Annotated in this window: 15 protein-coding genes; 4 read left to right on the top strand and 11 right to left on the bottom strand. The window is 70.6% G+C overall.

Annotated elements, in window-relative coordinates; genetic code table 11:
* Nucleotides 1–18: 18 nt before the first annotated feature.
* The 4 genes from ACFQEY_RS00690 (at nt 19) to ACFQEY_RS00675 (ending at nt 4,410) form a co-directional block, all read left to right on the top strand.
* On the top strand, nt 19–1,011 hold the full coding sequence (locus ACFQEY_RS00690) for an ABC transporter permease (RefSeq protein WP_379763766.1): 993 nt from the start codon (nt 19–21) through the stop codon (nt 1,009–1,011).
* Nucleotides 1,011–2,030, top strand: coding sequence for an ABC transporter permease (locus tag ACFQEY_RS00685; RefSeq protein ID WP_379763764.1), 1,020 nt, complete (start codon nt 1,011–1,013; stop codon nt 2,028–2,030). The genes ACFQEY_RS00690 and ACFQEY_RS00685 overlap by 1 nt, the downstream gene beginning before the upstream one ends.
* Entirely contained in the window at nt 2,027–3,238 is a 1,212-nt protein-coding gene (locus tag ACFQEY_RS00680) for an ABC transporter ATP-binding protein (protein WP_379763762.1), read from the top strand. The genes ACFQEY_RS00685 and ACFQEY_RS00680 overlap by 4 nt, the downstream gene beginning before the upstream one ends.
* A 176-nt stretch (nt 3,239–3,414) precedes the next feature.
* Complete coding sequence (locus ACFQEY_RS00675) at nt 3,415–4,410, top strand: ABC transporter ATP-binding protein (protein WP_379765069.1); 996 nt, start codon at nt 3,415–3,417, stop codon at nt 4,408–4,410.
* Nucleotides 4,411–5,063: 653 nt separating this feature from the next.
* On the opposite strand, the gene ACFQEY_RS00670 is transcribed toward ACFQEY_RS00675, so the two are convergent.
* From ACFQEY_RS00670 to ACFQEY_RS00620, 11 genes are all read right to left on the bottom strand, one after another.
* Nucleotides 5,064–5,906, bottom strand: coding sequence for a polyprenyl synthetase family protein (locus ACFQEY_RS00670; protein ID WP_379763760.1), 843 nt, complete (start codon nt 5,904–5,906; stop codon nt 5,064–5,066).
* 59 nt (nt 5,907–5,965) lie between these two features.
* Nucleotides 5,966–6,634 (bottom strand): NADPH-dependent F420 reductase, encoded by a 669-nt coding sequence (gene npdG / locus ACFQEY_RS00665; protein WP_379763758.1) that lies wholly within the window; start codon nt 6,632–6,634, stop codon nt 5,966–5,968.
* A 155-nt stretch (nt 6,635–6,789) separates the two neighbouring features.
* Nucleotides 6,790–8,421 carry a cobyric acid synthase gene (locus tag ACFQEY_RS00660; RefSeq protein ID WP_379763755.1) on the bottom strand — a complete coding sequence of 544 codons (1,632 nt, stop codon included), beginning with the start codon at nt 8,419–8,421 and terminating at the stop codon, nt 6,790–6,792.
* A gap of 24 nt (nt 8,422–8,445) precedes the next feature.
* A complete protein-coding gene (locus ACFQEY_RS00655) occupies nt 8,446–9,168 on the bottom strand; it encodes a cob(I)yrinic acid a,c-diamide adenosyltransferase (protein WP_379763753.1) in 723 nt (240 codons plus the stop codon).
* Nucleotides 9,165–9,923, bottom strand: a complete 759-nt coding sequence (locus tag ACFQEY_RS00650) for an adenosylcobinamide amidohydrolase (RefSeq protein WP_379763751.1) — start codon at nt 9,921–9,923, stop codon at nt 9,165–9,167. Before ACFQEY_RS00650 ends, ACFQEY_RS00655 begins: the two co-directional genes overlap by 4 nt.
* Complete coding sequence (locus tag ACFQEY_RS00645) at nt 9,916–10,968, bottom strand: pyridoxal phosphate-dependent aminotransferase (protein ID WP_379763750.1); 1,053 nt, start codon at nt 10,966–10,968, stop codon at nt 9,916–9,918. Before ACFQEY_RS00645 ends, ACFQEY_RS00650 begins: the two co-directional genes overlap by 8 nt.
* Nucleotides 10,965–11,726, bottom strand: a complete 762-nt coding sequence (locus ACFQEY_RS00640) for an NTP transferase domain-containing protein (RefSeq protein ID WP_379765067.1) — start codon at nt 11,724–11,726, stop codon at nt 10,965–10,967. The genes ACFQEY_RS00645 and ACFQEY_RS00640 overlap by 4 nt, the downstream gene beginning before the upstream one ends.
* Nucleotides 11,726–12,529, bottom strand: coding sequence for an adenosylcobinamide-GDP ribazoletransferase (gene cobS / locus ACFQEY_RS00635; RefSeq protein ID WP_379763748.1), 804 nt, complete (start codon nt 12,527–12,529; stop codon nt 11,726–11,728). The genes ACFQEY_RS00640 and cobS overlap by 1 nt, the downstream gene beginning before the upstream one ends.
* Entirely contained in the window at nt 12,520–13,632 is a 1,113-nt protein-coding gene (locus ACFQEY_RS00630) for a CobD/CbiB family cobalamin biosynthesis protein (protein ID WP_379763746.1), read from the bottom strand. The genes cobS and ACFQEY_RS00630 overlap by 10 nt, the downstream gene beginning before the upstream one ends.
* Nucleotides 13,629–14,972 (bottom strand): cobyrinic acid a,c-diamide synthase, encoded by a 1,344-nt coding sequence (locus ACFQEY_RS00625; protein WP_379763744.1) that lies wholly within the window; start codon nt 14,970–14,972, stop codon nt 13,629–13,631. Before ACFQEY_RS00625 ends, ACFQEY_RS00630 begins: the two co-directional genes overlap by 4 nt.
* On the bottom strand, nt 14,969–16,069 hold the full coding sequence (locus tag ACFQEY_RS00620) for a nicotinate-nucleotide--dimethylbenzimidazole phosphoribosyltransferase (protein WP_379763742.1): 1,101 nt from the start codon (nt 16,067–16,069) through the stop codon (nt 14,969–14,971). Before ACFQEY_RS00620 ends, ACFQEY_RS00625 begins: the two co-directional genes overlap by 4 nt.
* Between the last annotated feature and the right edge of the window lie 46 nt (nt 16,070–16,115).

The raw sequence follows: 16,115 nt of genomic DNA, 5'->3' as shown, positions 1-16,115 counted from the left end.
GTCTCACATCAGTTATTAATGTCATTCGGTAGATTCGTACTCAAAAGGAGCCTCCAGGGTCTCGGCGTCGTCTGGGGGGTCGTTACCGTCGTGTTCGCGCTCCGGTTCGTCACGCCCGGGAGCCCGATAAACGCGGTCGCTCCCCTCGACGCGAGTCCGGAGACGCGGCAGGCGATCGCCGCCGAACTCGGCTTGGACCAGCCGTTGTACATCCAGTACGGGCAGTATCTCTTCGATCTGTTGCGCGGCGATATGGGGTATTCGTACATTCGCGGCCAGGAAGTCTTCGGACTCGTGTTCGGTCGTTTGCCGGCGACGGTGGAGCTGGCGCTCGCCGCGAGTATCGTCGCCATCGTCCTGTCTATTCCCCTCGGCGTGCTCAGCGCGACCCGCCGGAACGAGCCCATAGACTACGGCGCGACGCTGTTCTCGCTCGGGGGAATCAGCACGCCGAACTTCTGGCTCGGCATCATGCTCATCCTGATCTTCGCCGTCGAGTTCAACGTGTTCAACACGAGCGGCCGCGGCGTCGACGCCGGCGACGTCGCGCTGTCGGTGATCGGCCCGGAACCGATCGTCGGCACGCTGCTCGCGTGGCTCGCGTACCTCACTCTCCCCGCCATCGCGCTGGGGACGTACTTCATGGCGCTGATCACGCGGTTGACTCGCTCGGGGATGCTCGACGAGCTCAGCAAGGGATACGTACAGGCCGCCCGAGCGAAGGGCCTTCCGCGGACGCTGATCCGGTACAAGCATGCGCTCCGGAACACCCTCATCCCCGTGATCACGGTGCTCGGCCTCCAGCTCGGGACCCTGATCGGCGGCGCGGTGATCACCGAGGCCGTCTTCTCGTGGCCCGGACTCGGAACCCTCGTCATCGAAAGCATCAACCGCCGCGACTGGCCGGTGCTACAGGGAAGTCTCATCGTCATCGGCACGAGCTTCGTTCTCGTGAACGTCCTCGTCGACACCGTCTACGCCTACCTCGACCCACAAGTGGTGAATGAGTAATGGTTTCCGAACGTGTTATTCGAAATCTCAAAACGGAGTTCAGAAACAGCGCGCTCGCGAAGATCGGACTGGTCCTGGTGGTCAGCATCCTGCTGATCGCCACGTTCGCGCCGTTCGTCGCCCCGCACGATCCGACGGAACAGCGGCTCGACCAGAGCCAGCTGCCGCCGCTCGGCTTCACCGAGACGACCGAACGGACCACCTCGCAGATGGTCGACGGAGAGATCCGATCGGTTACGGAGACCGTCGAGATAACGCCGGACTCGGACTACGTGCTCGGGACCGACAGCCTCGGGAGGGACATGCTCTCGCGTATCGTCTACGGCGCTCGAACGTCGCTGGCCGTCGGCGTGCTCGGGACGATGTTGGCGGCGATCATCGGCGTGCCGGTCGGCCTGTTGGCCGGGTATCACCGCGGGACGGTCGACGACGTGCTGATGCGCGTCGCCGACATCAGCCTCGCGTTCCCGTCGCTCGTGTTGGCGGTCGCGCTCATCGGGCTCTGGGGACGCGCGGCGGTGGACATCCCCGACCCCTTCGTCGCCGCCGGGCTGGCCCCTGAGATGCCCGAGAGCTTCGTGTTACCGATAACTGTGGTGATCGTCGTCGGGCTCGTCAACTGGGTGTGGTTCGCCCGCGTCGCCCGCGGCGAGGCGCTCTCCTTACGGGGGCAGGAGTACGTCAAGGCCTCGCGAGCCCTCGGAGCCGACGACAACGAGATAATCTGGACCCACGTCCTCCCGAACGCGATCACGCCCATCATCGTCCTCGGGACGGTGCAGGTGGCGGCGATCATCCTCCTGGAGAGCTCGCTGTCGTTCCTCGGCTTCTCCGGGACGACGCTTTCGTGGGGCTTCGACATCGCGCAAGGGCGCGACTACGTCTCCTCGGGACAGTGGTGGATCGCGTCGCTTCCCGGCCTCGCGATCATGTTCTCCGTCATCGGCATCAACCTGCTCGGCGACTGGCTCCGGGACTCCCTCGATCCCGGTATCGAGGGTGAAGGGGGTGCCGCATGAGCGGACGCGTCCGGACGGAGACGTCGCCGAGAACCGACGACGTCCTCTCCGTCTCGGACCTCTCGACCCGGTTTTTCACCGAAGAGGGACAGATCAACGCCGTCGAATCGGTCTCGTTCGACCTTCGAGAGAACGAGATACTCGGGATCGTCGGCGAGTCGGGCTCGGGGAAGTCGGTGACCGCGCTGTCGCTCATCGATCTGATCGAGTCACCGGGACGGATCACCGGCGGCGAGGTCTGGTACCGGAGCCCGGATCTCGCCGAGGAGTTCCGGACAAATGACGTGGTCGCCGTCGACGGCGACCACGTGGATCTCCGAACGGTTCCGCCGCGAGTTCGGCGGTCGCTTCGTGGGCCGTCGTTCAGCACCATCTTCCAGGACCCGATGAGCAGCTTCAACCCCTCGATCACGGTCGGCGAGCAGATCGCCGAGGCAGTCGAAGTCCAGCGCCGCGCGACCGCGAACCCGCGGTCGACGCGGTCGCGGACGCAGGGGTACGGACTGGGACAGTACCTCCTCGACGGGATCGTTCCCGGCCGCGATTACACCAGCGAAGAGAGCATGGAGCGGGCGGTCGAGCTGCTCGAACAGGTCGGGATCCCGGACCCAGCGGACCGCGTCGACGAGTACCCCGGTCAGTTCTCCGGCGGGATGCTTCAGCGCGCCATGATCGCCCAGGCGCTGGCCGGCGAGCCCGACGTGCTGATCGCCGACGAGCCGACGACGGCCCTCGACGTAACCATCCAGGCGCAGATCCTCAACCTCCTGCGGGAGGTCCAAGCGGCGCGGGGGATGAGCATCGTCCTCATCACCCACGACCTCGGCGTCATCGCGGAGATGTGCGACCGGGTCTGCGTCATGTACGCCGGCGAGATCGTCGAGCGCGGTACCCTCGACGCCGTGTTCGACGACCCGGTCCACCCGTACACGGAGGGCCTGTTGGGGTCGATCCCGGACTTGGAGGACCCGAAACCGCGGCTCCAGCCGATCGAGGGGAACGTCCCCGGACTGCTCGATTCGGAGATGGACGACCGGTGTTACTTCGCGGACCGGTGTCCGAAGGCGATGGAGTCGTGTCTGGAGAAGCCCGACGAGACGGTCGTGGACGCCGACGCCGAACACGGCGCGAAGTGCGTCCTCGCGGAGCGACCGTACGATCCGAGCGAAGCGCTCGCGGACGATCACTTCGGTGGTGAGTCTGAATGAGTGACGCTGACTCCGGAACCGATGCTAACGCCGGCACCGACGCTGGCACCCGCGCCGATGCCGACGCCGTCGCCGATGTCGGCGCGGACGCCGGCTCCACCCCCGGCACCGAGACGGGCGGCGAGCCGCTCGTCTCCGTCGAGGGGCTCAAGAAATACTACGCCGACGAGCAGTCCATCCTCGATCGGGTGCTCGGACAGGAGACGGAGAGCGTGAAGGCCGTCGACGGCGTCTCCTTCGAGGTCGCCGAGGGCGAGACGCTCGGGCTCGTCGGCGAGTCCGGGTGCGGCAAGTCGACCACCGGCGAGACCGTCCTCCGCCTCCGCGAGGCCACCGAGGGGTGGATCACCTTCGACGGGGACGACCTCCTCGCGATGGACGACGACGAACTGACCCAGTTCCGAAAGCGCGCGCAGATCGTCTTTCAGGATCCGTTTTCCAGTCTCGATCCGCGGATGACCGCCGGCGACATCATCACGGAGGGATTACGAATCCACGGGATCGCCGACCGGGCCGAGCGCCGCGAGCGAGCCGGGGACCTGCTCGAACGCGTGGGGCTGTCGGCCGACCAGATCGACCGGTACCCCCACGAGTTCTCTGGCGGGCAGCGCCAGCGGATCGGGATCGCTCGGGCGCTCGCGCTCGACCCCGAGTTCGTCGTGCTCGACGAGCCGGTCTCGGCGCTCGACGTGAGCGTGCAAGCGCAGATCCTCAACCTGCTCGACGATCTCCAGGCCGAGTTCGGGCTCACCTACCTCTTTATCGCGCACAACCTCAGCGTCGTCCGGCACATCTGCGATCGCGTCGCGGTGATGTACCTCGGCGAGATCGTCGAGATCGGCCCTGTCGAGGAGATCTTCGCGGACCCGAAGCACCCGTACACGGAGGCGCTGTTGTCGAGCGTTCCGCGCGTGACCACGGAGGAGCGCGACGGCGACTTCTCGACGCTCCGCGGCGACGTGCCGTCGCCGCGCAACCCACCCGCCGGCTGTCGGTTCCACACTCGGTGTCCGGAGGCCCGCGCGGCCTGTCGGGAGTCGACGCCGCCGGCGTACGCGGTCGGCGATCGGCGTCAGGCGGCGTGTTTCCGGGCCGACGAGGACCACACGTACTGGGAGAGCGAGCCGATTGAGGAGAATGCCCGCACCAACGACGCGGGTTCGGAGCAGTAGCGGTCGGCGCGGTGGGTTCAGTGCGGGTGGCGCGGTGGGTTCAGTGCGGGTGGCGCGGTGGGTTCAGTGCGGGTGGCGCGGTGGGTTCAGTGCGGGTGGCGCGGTGGATTTTGGCTGATTTATAAGAGCTGTGTCAGTTTTGCGGATGTTGTTTATAAGTTCACACCAGCTGTGTGACGGGATCACATCCGTTTCGATCGGGTTCTCTCGACTGAAGCGGCCGTTCACTGACGAACTGCGTGTGATCGAGAACTTGAGTGAGTGTTGTACGCGGTTGGAGTGGATGTTTATAAACGAAAGCGTGGGGTGCTGGCAGTTATTTATATATCGTTGTTGGTGCGGTGAACACCTCCAACGCCCCAGCCGGTCGTTTATAACTGGTTGCTGACGGATCGGTGGTGAACACTTGCAAAGTCCCACCCGACCGCACAGCACCGCAGCCTCACGCCTCCCCAGCCTCGTCGGCCGCCCTCCGCGTTGCTCCGGGCGACCGACTCCCTCGCGGGCTCCTCGCGCTCGCTTTTAAGCGAGCGCTCGGAGGCGCGCCTCCGCTCCGTTCATTTATAAGTGATCGTTGCCGGCATCATCGCCGTCGCTCGCGTCTGCTCACAAATCCGTTCGGTCGGGAAAATCGGTGGCTCGGCTGCCGTCAACTATCGCTCCCGCACGACGACGAACTCGGCGAGGTCTCGGAGGTACTCTATCGCCTCCGTCTCCGGTGGGTCGGCGTCGTCGAGTGCGGCCAGCGCGAGCTCGGACTCCTCGCGGGCCCGCTCGTCTATCTCCTCGGGGGTGAGTGAGGTGACTTGCAGGACCGAGGGGCGGTCCATCTCGGCGTCTTGGCCCGTCGGCTTGCCGAGGTCGGCGGCGTCGGCGGTCGCGTCGAGCACGTCGTCGCGCATCTGGAAGGCGACGCCGACGCGCTCGGCGTACTCGCCGAACGAGTCGATCGCGTGCGGGTCGGCACCGCCGGCGACCGCGCCCAGTTCGGCGGCCGCCCGGAACAACGCGCCGGTCTTCCGCCGAGCGAGCTCCATGTACTCGCCCTCGGTGGCCGGCCTGGCGGCCAGTTCGGTCGCCTCGCCCTCGCCGAGCTCCACCATGGCCTCGGCGACGGTCCGCATCGCGCGCGGCTCCCCGGAGAACAGCGCGAACGCCTCGCCGAGCAATCCGTCGCTGGCGACGATCGCCGGACCGTAGCCGAACTCGGCCCACGCGGAGGGGGTCCCTCGGCGAACCTCGGAGCGGTCGATGATGTCGTCGATCACCAGCGACGCGTTGTGGACGAACTCGATCCCGGCCGCGAAGTCGACGGCGTCGTCGGGGTCCCCGTCGAACGCCTCGCAGGCGAGGATCGTCACCGCGGGTCTGACCCGCTTGCCGCCGGCGAGGACGACGTGGCCGACCTCCTCGGAGAGCTCGTCGGGTTCGACCTCGTCGATGACGGCTTCGAGCCGCTCCTCGACCAGCGCGACCCGGCGCTCCAGGTACTCCATCTATCTCCCGGAGGACCCGGTCGCGCAAAGGCCTAACGGAACGGCGGTCGCGGGCTCCCTCACGTGAACTCGATCCCGAGGTCGTGGAGCCCCTCGTTGTTCGACGCGACGTTGATCAGGAGCGGCGTGAGGCCCTCTATCTCCGGGGCGTTGGCGATTCCGCCGACGTCGAGCGCGCGCAGTCCCTCGATCCCCTCGGCGACGTCGATCACCGTCGTCTTGGCGTCCTCGTCGTCCCCGATCACGAGCGTGTCGATTCCCAGTTCGGCGTCGAGGTTCGCGAGACGCGCGGCCGCGAGGTTGTGGAACGCGCCGACGACGTCGACGCCCTCGGGCGCGGCGTTCGCGGCGATCTTCGTCACCGAGCCGGCTCCGGGCCGATGATAGTGAAATCCCTCCTCGTCGCGCTTCATCCCGGTCGCCGGGGAGACGAGGACGTCGCCGGCCACCAGCGCGTCGGCGACGGCCTCGACCGTGTCGCCGACGTGGTACGGCGGCACCGCGAGGACGACGATCCGAGCCGCGGCGGCCGCGTCCTCGTTCTCGGCTCCGGCGACCGCGGCGTCGAGCCCGCGGCTCTCCAGTTCGGTGGTGTACTCCTCGGCTTTCGTCTCGGCCTTCTCCGCGTCGCGCGAGCCGACGGTGATCTCGTGGGCCGTGTCGGCAGCGAGCCGGAGGGCGAGTCCCTGCCCGATGTCTCCAGTACCGCCGAGTATCGCGATCTTCATACAAATTCTCCGCTCGCTCCGCCCTTAGGGGTTGCGTGACCGGAGGTCCTCGCCACCGTCGGCTGTTCTCGGTGCGCACCGTTCTCGCAGCGCCGTCCGACGGACCGCGGATTTCGGCGGGGCGTCGGTCGAGATTCCCCGAGCCGGCTGTGCGTTCAGACGAGGTCGTCGAGCTCGGCGGCCGCGAAGTCGACGTTGTCCGCGACGAGGTCGGCGGCGCGGTCGTACGGAGATCGGCCGCCCGGAGACCCGTCGTCCGAGGACTGGTCGGCGGAGTCCGTCTCCTCCCCCGACGCATTCGACGGCGTCGGTACCTCCTCACGAGCCGCGTCCATAGCCGCCGACCGCGACCTCCCCGCGGCGGCGAAGACCGCCTTCACGAAGGCATTCCGAACGTTCTCGTTCTCGAAGAGTCCGTGGAGGTACGTCCCGAGAACCCGCTCCGTCGCCGCGCTCTCGGGCCCCAGCGGTCGAGCAATCGACTCGGACGACCGAACCGCTGACGTCCGACCCATGTGTATCTCGTAGCCGGTCGCGGTTCCGCTCGCGCCGGCGACGAGGCCGACGCCGTGGACGGTCTTCGTCACTCGCTTGACGCGCTTGTCGGGCGAAAACCGCGTCTCGACCGGGAGCACGCCAAGCCCCTCGACGGTCGACGCCGACCCCGTTCCCTCGACGTCCGCCCCGGTGAGCCGCTCGCCGAGCATCTGGTACCCCCCGCAGAGCCCGACGATCGGGCCGTCGAACCGGCGGATCTCTTCGTCGAATCCGGAATCGCGCAGCGCGAGCAGGTCGTCGACGGTGTTTTTCGACCCCGGAAGCGCGACCGCGTCGGCGTCGTCTAAGCTGGCGTCGAGCGAGGCGTCAAGCGAGACGTCGAGAGGGACGTACGCGACCCTGACGCCCGGTACGCGCGCCAGGGGCTCAAGGTCGGTGAAGTTCGAGATGTGGGGCAGTTTCGGAACGGCGATTCGTACCGCCTCGCTCTCCGGGACGCCGTCGTCGTCGCCGAGGATGGACGAGCCCGATCCGTCAGCCGTCGACAGCGAGAGGCTGTCCTCCGCGGGGAGCCCGGGATCGTCGTACGGGACGACGCCGACGATCGGGACTCCCGTACGATCCTCGATCTCGTCGATGCCGGGCGCAAGAAGCGACGCGTCGCCGCGGAACTTCGTGATGACCGCTCCTACGACCCGCTCTCGGAGGTCTTCGGGGAGCAGTTCGAGCGTCCCGTAGAGGCTCGCGAAGGCTCCGCCGCGTTCGATGTCGACGGCGATCAGTACCCGCGCGTCGGCGAACCGCGCGCACTCCACGTTCGCGAGGTCGCGGTCGTGGAGGTTTATCTCGGCGATGCTCCCCGCGCCCTCGGCGACGATCACGTCGTGATCGGCCGCTAGTCGGCGGTGCGCGGCGATTGCGGCCGCCCGCGCGTCGTCCCAGCGCGACGCGTAGTACTCGCCGGCCGCGACGTTCTCGACGGCCTCGCCGTCGATCACCAGTTGGCTCTCGCCGTCTCCGCGCGGCTTGAGCAGCACGGGATTCGTGTCGGTCGTCGCCGGAACGCCCGCGGCTCGGGCCTGCACGTGCTGGGAGACCCCGATCTCGCCCCACTCCCCGTCCGGGGTGAGCGCGACGCGCGCGTTGTTGCTCATGTTCTGCGCCTTGAACGGGGCGACCGAGACGCCCCGCTGGGAGAGCAGACGACAGAGACCGGCCGCGAGCGTGCTCTTTCCGGCGTGGCTCGCGGTGCCGGCGATCAGGACGGTGTCGGCGTCGAGGTCGGTCATGTTGCTCTGAATCCGGAAGTCACGTCAGTACTCCGTCCCCCGCCGGGCCCGGTGGCCGGCGTCGAAGGGGTGCGCCACCTTCCGGACGTTCGTGATCAGGTCGGCGACGCCGTCGAGGTACTCGGGCTCCGCGTGGCTTCCGGTGAGGACGAGTTCGAGGCCGTCCGGCTTCGACTCCGCGAGCTCGACGACGTCGTCGGGGTCCACGAGCCCGCGGTCGGCGGCGTAGAGGATCTCGTCGAGGATCAGCATGTGGACGCCGTCGTCGGGGTCGCCATCGAGCGGCAGGGGAGCGTCGAGGTCCGCGTCGGCGGCGGCCGCGACGAGTTCCTCGGCGCGCTCGAAGGCGGCTTCGGCCTTCGCCGCGTGCTCGTCGTTGTCCGACCCGTCGAGCAGGCCGTGCCAGCCGTAGTGGCCGGCGTTCTCGTAGGAGAATCCCGGTATCGCCGCGATCGCGTTGTACTCGCCGCGCACCCCGTCGACGCTGTCGGCACCGCCCTTCATGAACTGGAGCATGTGGACGCGGTGGCCGTGGCCGGCCGCACGGAACCCCATCCCCATCGCCGCTGTGGTCTTCCCCTTCCCGTCGCCCCACCAGGCCTGCACGAGTCCGAACTCCTCTGGTGCGGCCGCCTCGATGGGCTTCGGTTCGGGGGACGCGCCACCGCCCGGAGTTCGGGCGTGAGGGTCGCTGTCGGTCGATCCGTCTACGTCGCCGTCGGTGTCTGTGGTGTCATGGTGTGTCATAGTTCGAAAACCTCCGCCCGGTCGTCGGCGACGACGCCGTGTTCGGCGTCGACGGCCGGTCCGGGCACGTCGCCGTCCGGATACCGCGATCGCAGGCTCGCGCGCACCGCGTCACGGACGCAGACGCGCGCCGCCGCGCCGACCGGGGTCGCGCTCCCCGAGAACGCGGCGGGCTCCCCCTCCGGATTGTCGGCGACCACTATCGCGTCGCTGGTCGTCCCCGGAACGCCGGCGATTGCGAGCAGCGTCGTCGCCTTCGCCTCGGCCGCGACGGCGACGAGGTTCGGCGCGGCACCGTCCGCGAGTCGCCGGGTCGTCCCGACGATCAGGTTGACCGTTCCGGGAGGGCTCGGTTCGCCCTCCGCGGCCGCGGAGGCGAGTCCGTCGCTCGCGGTCTCCGGTTCTCCGGCCGCATCCGTCGGATACATCGGGAGCATCGCCGGATTCGAGAGCCCGACGGTCGCGTACGCCGCGACCGGCCCGAACCGCGCGCCTCTGGCGTGTTCCATCGCGACGCCGGTGAACAGGGTCGGCGTGTCGCCGTCTCGTCCCGCGTCGCCCTCGCTTTTAAACCCCGCCCGCGCCAGCCGCTCGTCGCGGTACGCGCCGAGATCGGTCCGGTCGAATCCCTCCGGAACCGAAACGTTGTACGCCGCGTCCCCCCGAGATCGCCCGCCGGCCCAGCCGGTCGAGAGCCAGCGTGTCCCCGGGCGTCGGAGGCGGAGGACGCCGTCGCGCACGGTCGCCTCAAACATCGTCGTCCCCCGTGGCGTCAGTCGATGCGTCCTCGACGCCGAGCGCCGCCAACAGACGGTCGTTCTCGGCGGGCCGGCGCACCGCGACGCGGACGTGCGAGTCGAGTCCGCGGAAGGTGGTCGCATCCCGAATGGCTATCCCGCGGTCGCGGGCGTCGGCCACGATCCGCGCGACGGAGCGTCCGCTCTCCCCCACGTCGAGGAGAAGGAACGGCGCTTCGGAGGGGGTGACTTCGTAGCGCTCGGCGAGGGCCTCGCGCATCCGGGACCGCTCCGAACGAACGCGATCGCGGGTCGCCCTTATAAACTCCTCCCGTCGCATGCAGTACGCGCCGGTCGAAAGCGCCGGGGCGCTCACGTTCCACGGCCGACGCGCCCGTCGGAGCGCCGCGCCGAATTCGCCGGTCGCGACCGCGAAGCCCGCCCGGATCCCCGGGAGTCCGAACAGCTTCGTCAGCGACCGGGCGACGACGACGCCCTCGGCCCCCGCGATCGACGGGCGGTCGGTGAACCCGCGGAACGCCTCGTCGACGAGCAGGGGCGTGTCGGCCGAGCGGCACCGGACCGCGAACCGCTCCAGCGCCCCTCGGTCGTAGTCGGCTCCGGTCGGGTTGTTCGGGGCGCAGACGACCGCGAGCGCGTGGTCGCTCGGGTCGGCTTCGAGGACCGACTCGTCCGGGACGAACGAGGGCTCGCCCCCCTGCAGCCGGACCTCGCGGGGGTACTCGCCGAAGCTCGGCGCAGGGACGAGCGCGGAGTCGCCCGGCCCGACCGCGAGCGCGATCGTCGCCCTGATCGCGGCGAGTCCGCCGGGGGTCGGCACCACCGCGTCCGGGTCGCAGTCGACGTACTCGGCGGCGGCCTCGCGGAACGCAGCGGGCGGCTCCGCCGGATACGTCCGCGACTCGGCGAACGCCTCGCGGTAGACGTCCTCGACGCCCTCGGGAACCTCGGGGTTCGTGTTCGCCGAGAAGTCCAGCAGGCCGGGGTCGTCGCTGCTCCCGTGCGGCTCGCGGTCGAGATCGATTGCGTGGTCGAAGTTCATGGGTCGGAGCGAGTGGTGTCCGCGTTGCCGTCCGGGGCCTCCGCGTCGTCGTCGTTCGGAGCGGCCGCGTCGTCCGGACCGGAAGCGATCTCCTCCGCGAGGAGTCGCTCGGCGATCCGCACGTCCGACGGGTAGTTGACGTTGACGGCGTATCGGACGTCGTCGGTGCGGTAGACTTCGCCGCCGTCGCGACCGGTGCCGTCGTCGGCGTCGCGTTCATCGGGTTCGTCGCGGCTGTCGCCGGAACGAACGCTCCCGCCCCCGACGACGTTGACCCCGGCGGGGACGACCTTCCGGCCGTCGATTTCGGTCGACGCGTCGGCGCTGACGCCGAGCGCGCGCTTCTGCTCCGCCGGAACGCAGACCGTGAGCGAATCCGAGTTCGCCGCGCTGGCCGCGTCGAGGACGGCGTCGACCGCCTCGCCGTCGAGCAGCGGGAGGTCGGCGGCGACGGTCAGAACCGGCGGATCGACGGCGTCGACTTCGGTCAGCGCGTACCGCAGGTCGGCGACGTAGCCGTCGCCGGGCGCGTCGATCAGCCGGAGACCGGATCGGTGCGCCGCGCTCCCGGCGCTCCCGGTGATCTCGGCGAGGTGCTCGCGCGTCTCGTTCGTATGCGGGGAGACGACGGCGACCGTCGTCTCGACCCGGCTCCGGTCGAGCGCGCCGAGCACGCGGTCGACCATCGGACGCCCCGCAATCGGAGTGAGCGGTTTCTCCGCGTCGCCACCGAGCCGCGTCCCTCGCCCGCCGCACATCAGGAGAGCGTCCACGCGATCACCCCCGCGTGCAGCGCGGCGACCCGCGCGATCTCGTTCGTCGCGCCCAGCACGTCTCCGGAGACGCCGCCGAGACGCCGGACCGCCCATCCCCGGATCAGGGCCGCCGTCGCCAGCGCGGCGAGTAGGGCCGCGAGACCCGACAAGACCCGCGGCCACGCGAGCAGCGCGGCCGGCGCGGCGAGCGCGAGGATCGGGGCCGACGACCGGCCCGCCGATCCCCGAGTCAGCGACGAGCCGAGCCCCTCGTGGGCCGCGTCGCCGACGCAGACGAGCGTCGCCGTCGCTGCCTTCGCGCCGACCTCCGCGGCGACGACGATCCCGATCGCTGTCGAGACGCCGCTTCGCGCGCTCGAAGCACCGTTCTGCGCGGTCGAGATCTCGGCCAGCCCGAGCGCGGCGGTCGCCAGCCCGAGCACGACCAGCGCGAGCGCGACGGTTCCGCCGACGCCGAGCGCGGAGTCTTTCATCACCCGCCGGCGCTCCTCGCGGTCCCCGTGGACCACCGCCGCGTCGCCGAGGTCAGCCACGCCGTCGAGGTGTGCGATCCCGGTCGCAGCGTAGACGACGAGCACGAACGCCAGCGCGATCGTCGGCGCGGGAATTGAAACCGGCGCGAGTCCGGAGAGCAGGAACGGAAGCGCGACGATCCCGCCGACGACGTACCCGACGACCGGGAACGTCCACGGCGACCGCGCGAACGCCTCCCACGCCGCGTCGCTACGCCCGACCGGGATCCGCGTGAGGAACCCGATCGCGCCCCGAAGCGCGGTCAGGGCCATCCGACCACCTCCGCGGGGGGCAGCGGCCATCCCGCCGAGAGCAACGTCCCCACAGCGAGTAACCATCCCGCGGTCCCCGCGACCGCGACGCCGCCGGCGACGCCGACGAGCCTGACCGCCCGCTCCGCATCGGTGACGCTCGGCGGACTCGCGTCCGGGTTGAGGACGTAGTGACCGGGTTTTTCCAGTCGCACGTCGAGCGCGGCCGCGACGGTCGCCATCGGCCACCCGGAGTTCGGCGACGCGGACTCTCCGGCCCACGAGGCGGCCCGGCGGAGGATTTCGATCGACCCCACGGCGACCGCCAGACAGACCGCGGTCGCGCGGGCGGGGAGGTACATGACGGCGTCGTCGAGCCGCGCGCTCGCCCACCCGACCGGCTTCGACCGGTAGCCGAGCATCGAGTCGAGCGTGTTCACGGCCTTCACCCAGACCGCGCCGGCGACGCCGATTGCGGGGGCGAACGCCGGGTCGATCGCCGGAGCGGCCGCCGAATCGACAGCGAGGGGGAACGCCAGGCCCAGCGTCGATCCGACGGCGAACCCGCCGAGGGGCGCGACGAACCCGTCAGCGAGGTTCTCGGCAGCGCTCTCCACCGCGGCGCTTCGGAGGTCGCCCGGCGAGAGTGCCGTCGTGTCCCGCCCGACCAGCGTTCGGACCGACTCGCGCGCCGTCGCCGGGTCCGCCTCCGTCAGGCCGACGACCACGGCGGTGACGTCGAGCAGCAACCGGAGGCTCACGACCGAAAAGAGGAGCGCGCCGGCGACGAGGGCACCGAAGGGGGACGTATTCCCCGGCTGCGCCCCGGCGAGGACCGCGACGTCGACTACCGCGGCGGCGAGGACCGCGGCGGCGATGACCGCGACCGCGACGACGCCCCCGGCGAGCGCGGCGGCTCCCGCCGGCAGGAATATGGCGACCGCCACGCCGACGAGCCGGGGTCTCGTCCACGGCCGGTCGAACGGCTCGACGACCGAGCCGAACATGGCGACCGGGTGAACTCGGCTCGGCGGCTCCGCGAGCGCGAGGTCGAGCGCGATCGCGACCGCCAGCGCGGCGAAAGGCGCAAACGCGGGGGAGTACACGAGGAGCGTCACGGTCACAGCCGGTCGCAGAACGCGTCGAACGCCCCGCTCTCCGGGTGGACGTGACAGTACGTTCCGAGCGTTCGGTGTTCGATCAGCCCGTCTCTCCCCGCGTCGATCCCGGTCCCGCGCTCCACGTCGAAGGCGAACCGGGCGTCGCTCGCCGCGTCGGCCGCGGAGTAGTGGAACTCGTGGCCCCGCAGGACGCTCCCGGCCGAGACGGTCGGCGCGTCCCGGGTCGCACGCAGTTCGACGTGGTCGAGCGCCTGGTAGCGGTCGCGCATCTCCACGTCGGCGGGGAGCACTCCGGCCATCTCGTGCGTGTCGCCGTCGACGGTCGTCAGCGACTCGGAGAGCGCCATCAACCCGCCGCACTCGCCGAGGATCGGGATCCCGTCCGCGGCCGCCGCCGCGACGTCGTCGAGCGTCGCGCTCCCGGCCAGCGCCTCGGCGTGCAACTCCGGGTAGCCGCCGGGGAGGTACACCCCGTCGCAGTCGGGTAGCGGGTCGCCCGCGGTCGGCGCGAACGTCTCGACGGTCGCCCGCTCGCGCAGGCGCTCGACCGTCGCCGGGTAGACGAACCGAAAGGCGTCGTCGCGGGCGACCGCGACCCGGGGTCGGTCGCCGGCGGTCGCCTCGCCGTCGGTCGTCGGGGTCGTCTCTGTCGCCTCGACCCCCTCCCCTGATTTCGTCACACCCGCCGGCTCCCGAGCGACCTCGACCAGTCGGTCGGTCCGGAGTTCCTCGGCGGCCGCGTCGAGCGCGTCGTCGTCGATCGGCGACTCCTCGCCCATGTGTAGCCCGAGGTGACGGTCGGGGACCGCGAGCGCGTCGTCCGGGGGGATCCGGCCGAAGTAGGTCAATCCGTCGGGGAGCGCGTCGCGGATCCCCCGCTCGTGTCGGCCGCCGTGCGCGCGCTGGGCGACGACGCCCGCGACGTCGAGGTCGCGACCGATGCGCTCGGCGTACGCCGCGAATCCGAGCGCGGTCGCGGCCACGCTCTCCATGCCCGCGCTCGCGTCGACGACGAGCACGACCGGGAGATCGAGCGCCTCCGCGACCGCGGCGGTGCTCGATTCGTCGCCGTCGTACAGTCCCATGACGCCCTCGACGACGCAGACGTCGCCCTCGCCGCGGGCGTAGTTCCGGCGGAGGCCCGCTTCGCCCTGAAGCCACAGGTCGAGGGTCCGCGAGGGTCGCCCCGCCACGCGCTCGTGGTGGCTCGGGTCGATGAAGTCCGGACCCGCCTTCGCGGGCTGGACCGCGAGTCCGGCGGTCTCCAGCGCGCGGATCGCCGCGAGCGCCGCGACGGTCTTGCCGACGCCCGAGCTGACCCCGCCGAGGACGAGTCCCTTCACCGGGAACCGCCTCCGTCGCTCGGGCCCGTCGCTTCCGCGGGCGACGCCGCCTCCCGCTCGGCCAGCAGTCGGTCGGTGAGTGCGGCGACCCGCTTACGCACGTCGGCGCGGGGTGCGCGAGCTCGCTCGGCGAGCGCCAGCGCGCCGCCCATGCCGACTCCCTCCTTCGCCTCGCCGCGGGCGTACGCCGCCATCGCCGGGTGGTCGCTCGCCCCGAACCCGGGGTCAGTCGCGGTGAGCGACAGGTCGAGGTCGTCCGCGAGCGCCGCCACGTCCGCGGTCGGATCGTCGGCGACGAACGACGTCGTCGCGAGCGGGAGCCGTCGCTCGATCCCCGCGTGCCGCGCGAGCGCCGCCACCGCGGCCAGCTGGGTCCCCCCCGCGAGGGTCACGTCGATCCCCCGCTCGACTGCGCCGGCGACGAGCCCGGCCGCCGCGGCGAGCACCGGGTCGCCCATCAGCCGGACCGCCTCGACGGGGTCGCCCGCGGCGTCTCCGGGGCCGAGTCCGCTCGCGGCCAGCCCCTCGTCGACGACCTCCCGCTTGGTCGCGAGGGGGTTCGCCGCCAGCGACGAGGAGACGATCGGGCGCTCGCCGAGCGCGGTCAGGACGCCGAGCGCGGTCGTCGTGCCGCCGGGGATCGTCTCGGCGACGAGCAGGTCGTCCGGGCCGTCGTCACCGGGGGGGTTCCCGTCCGATCCGCCCTGCGCTCCGACTATCTCGCCCGCGATGGAGCGCGTCCGATCGAAGGCGGCCGCCGCGTCCGGCACCGGTTCCGGGTCTCGAACGTCGCCGCCGGGCGCGACGTTTGCGCCGCGGGTCGGGATCTCGGCGGGGACCGCGAGCCCGGCGTCGATCCCGACGAACTCGAAGCCAACCAACTCTCTTACCGCTCGCGTGACGACCGCCGGCGTCGGGCAGCCCGCGGGGCTGACCGGAACCGGCGACCCAGAAGCCGGGCGGCCGTCGGCGACGATCTCGAGATCGGCGTTCGGCGTGTGCGCCCGCAGCTCCGGATCGGCTCCCGCGGCGCTGATCCCGTCGATCGCGGCCGTCTCGGTCGTCCCCGCGACGACGGCGAGGGTCACGCCGGACACGCGACACCCCCGTCACGTCTCCCGGAGCGACCGAACCCTCGTCGCC

Origin of the sequence: Halorubrum trueperi, from assembly GCF_042662525.1 — an archaeon.
Classification (GTDB): Archaea; Halobacteriota; Halobacteria; order Halobacteriales; family Haloferacaceae; genus Halorubrum; species Halorubrum trueperi.
The sequence above is the reverse complement of the archived record's forward strand: the minus strand, read 5'-3'. Positions and strand labels throughout refer to the sequence as shown.

Coding starts and splice junctions, on each gene's coding strand:
- ACFQEY_RS00640 (WP_379765067.1), bottom strand. CDS start 11,726: ATGTGCGGCGGGCGAGGGACGCGGCTCGGTGGCGACGCGGAGAAACCG.
- ACFQEY_RS00670 (WP_379763760.1), bottom strand. CDS start 5,906: ATGGAGTACCTGGAGCGCCGGGTCGCGCTGGTCGAGGAGCGGCTCGAA.
- ACFQEY_RS00690 (WP_379763766.1), top strand. CDS start 19: ATGTCATTCGGTAGATTCGTACTCAAAAGGAGCCTCCAGGGTCTCGGC.
- ACFQEY_RS00650 (WP_379763751.1), bottom strand. CDS start 9,923: ATGTTTGAGGCGACCGTGCGCGACGGCGTCCTCCGCCTCCGACGCCCG.
- ACFQEY_RS00685 (WP_379763764.1), top strand. CDS start 1,011: ATGGTTTCCGAACGTGTTATTCGAAATCTCAAAACGGAGTTCAGAAAC.
- ACFQEY_RS00655 (WP_379763753.1), bottom strand. CDS start 9,168: ATGACACACCATGACACCACAGACACCGACGGCGACGTAGACGGATCG.
- ACFQEY_RS00660 (WP_379763755.1), bottom strand. CDS start 8,421: ATGACCGACCTCGACGCCGACACCGTCCTGATCGCCGGCACCGCGAGC.
- npdG (WP_379763758.1), bottom strand. CDS start 6,634: ATGAAGATCGCGATACTCGGCGGTACTGGAGACATCGGGCAGGGACTC.
- ACFQEY_RS00645 (WP_379763750.1), bottom strand. CDS start 10,968: ATGAACTTCGACCACGCAATCGATCTCGACCGCGAGCCGCACGGGAGC.
- ACFQEY_RS00680 (WP_379763762.1), top strand. CDS start 2,027: ATGAGCGGACGCGTCCGGACGGAGACGTCGCCGAGAACCGACGACGTC.
- cobS (WP_379763748.1), bottom strand. CDS start 12,529: ATGGCCCTGACCGCGCTTCGGGGCGCGATCGGGTTCCTCACGCGGATC.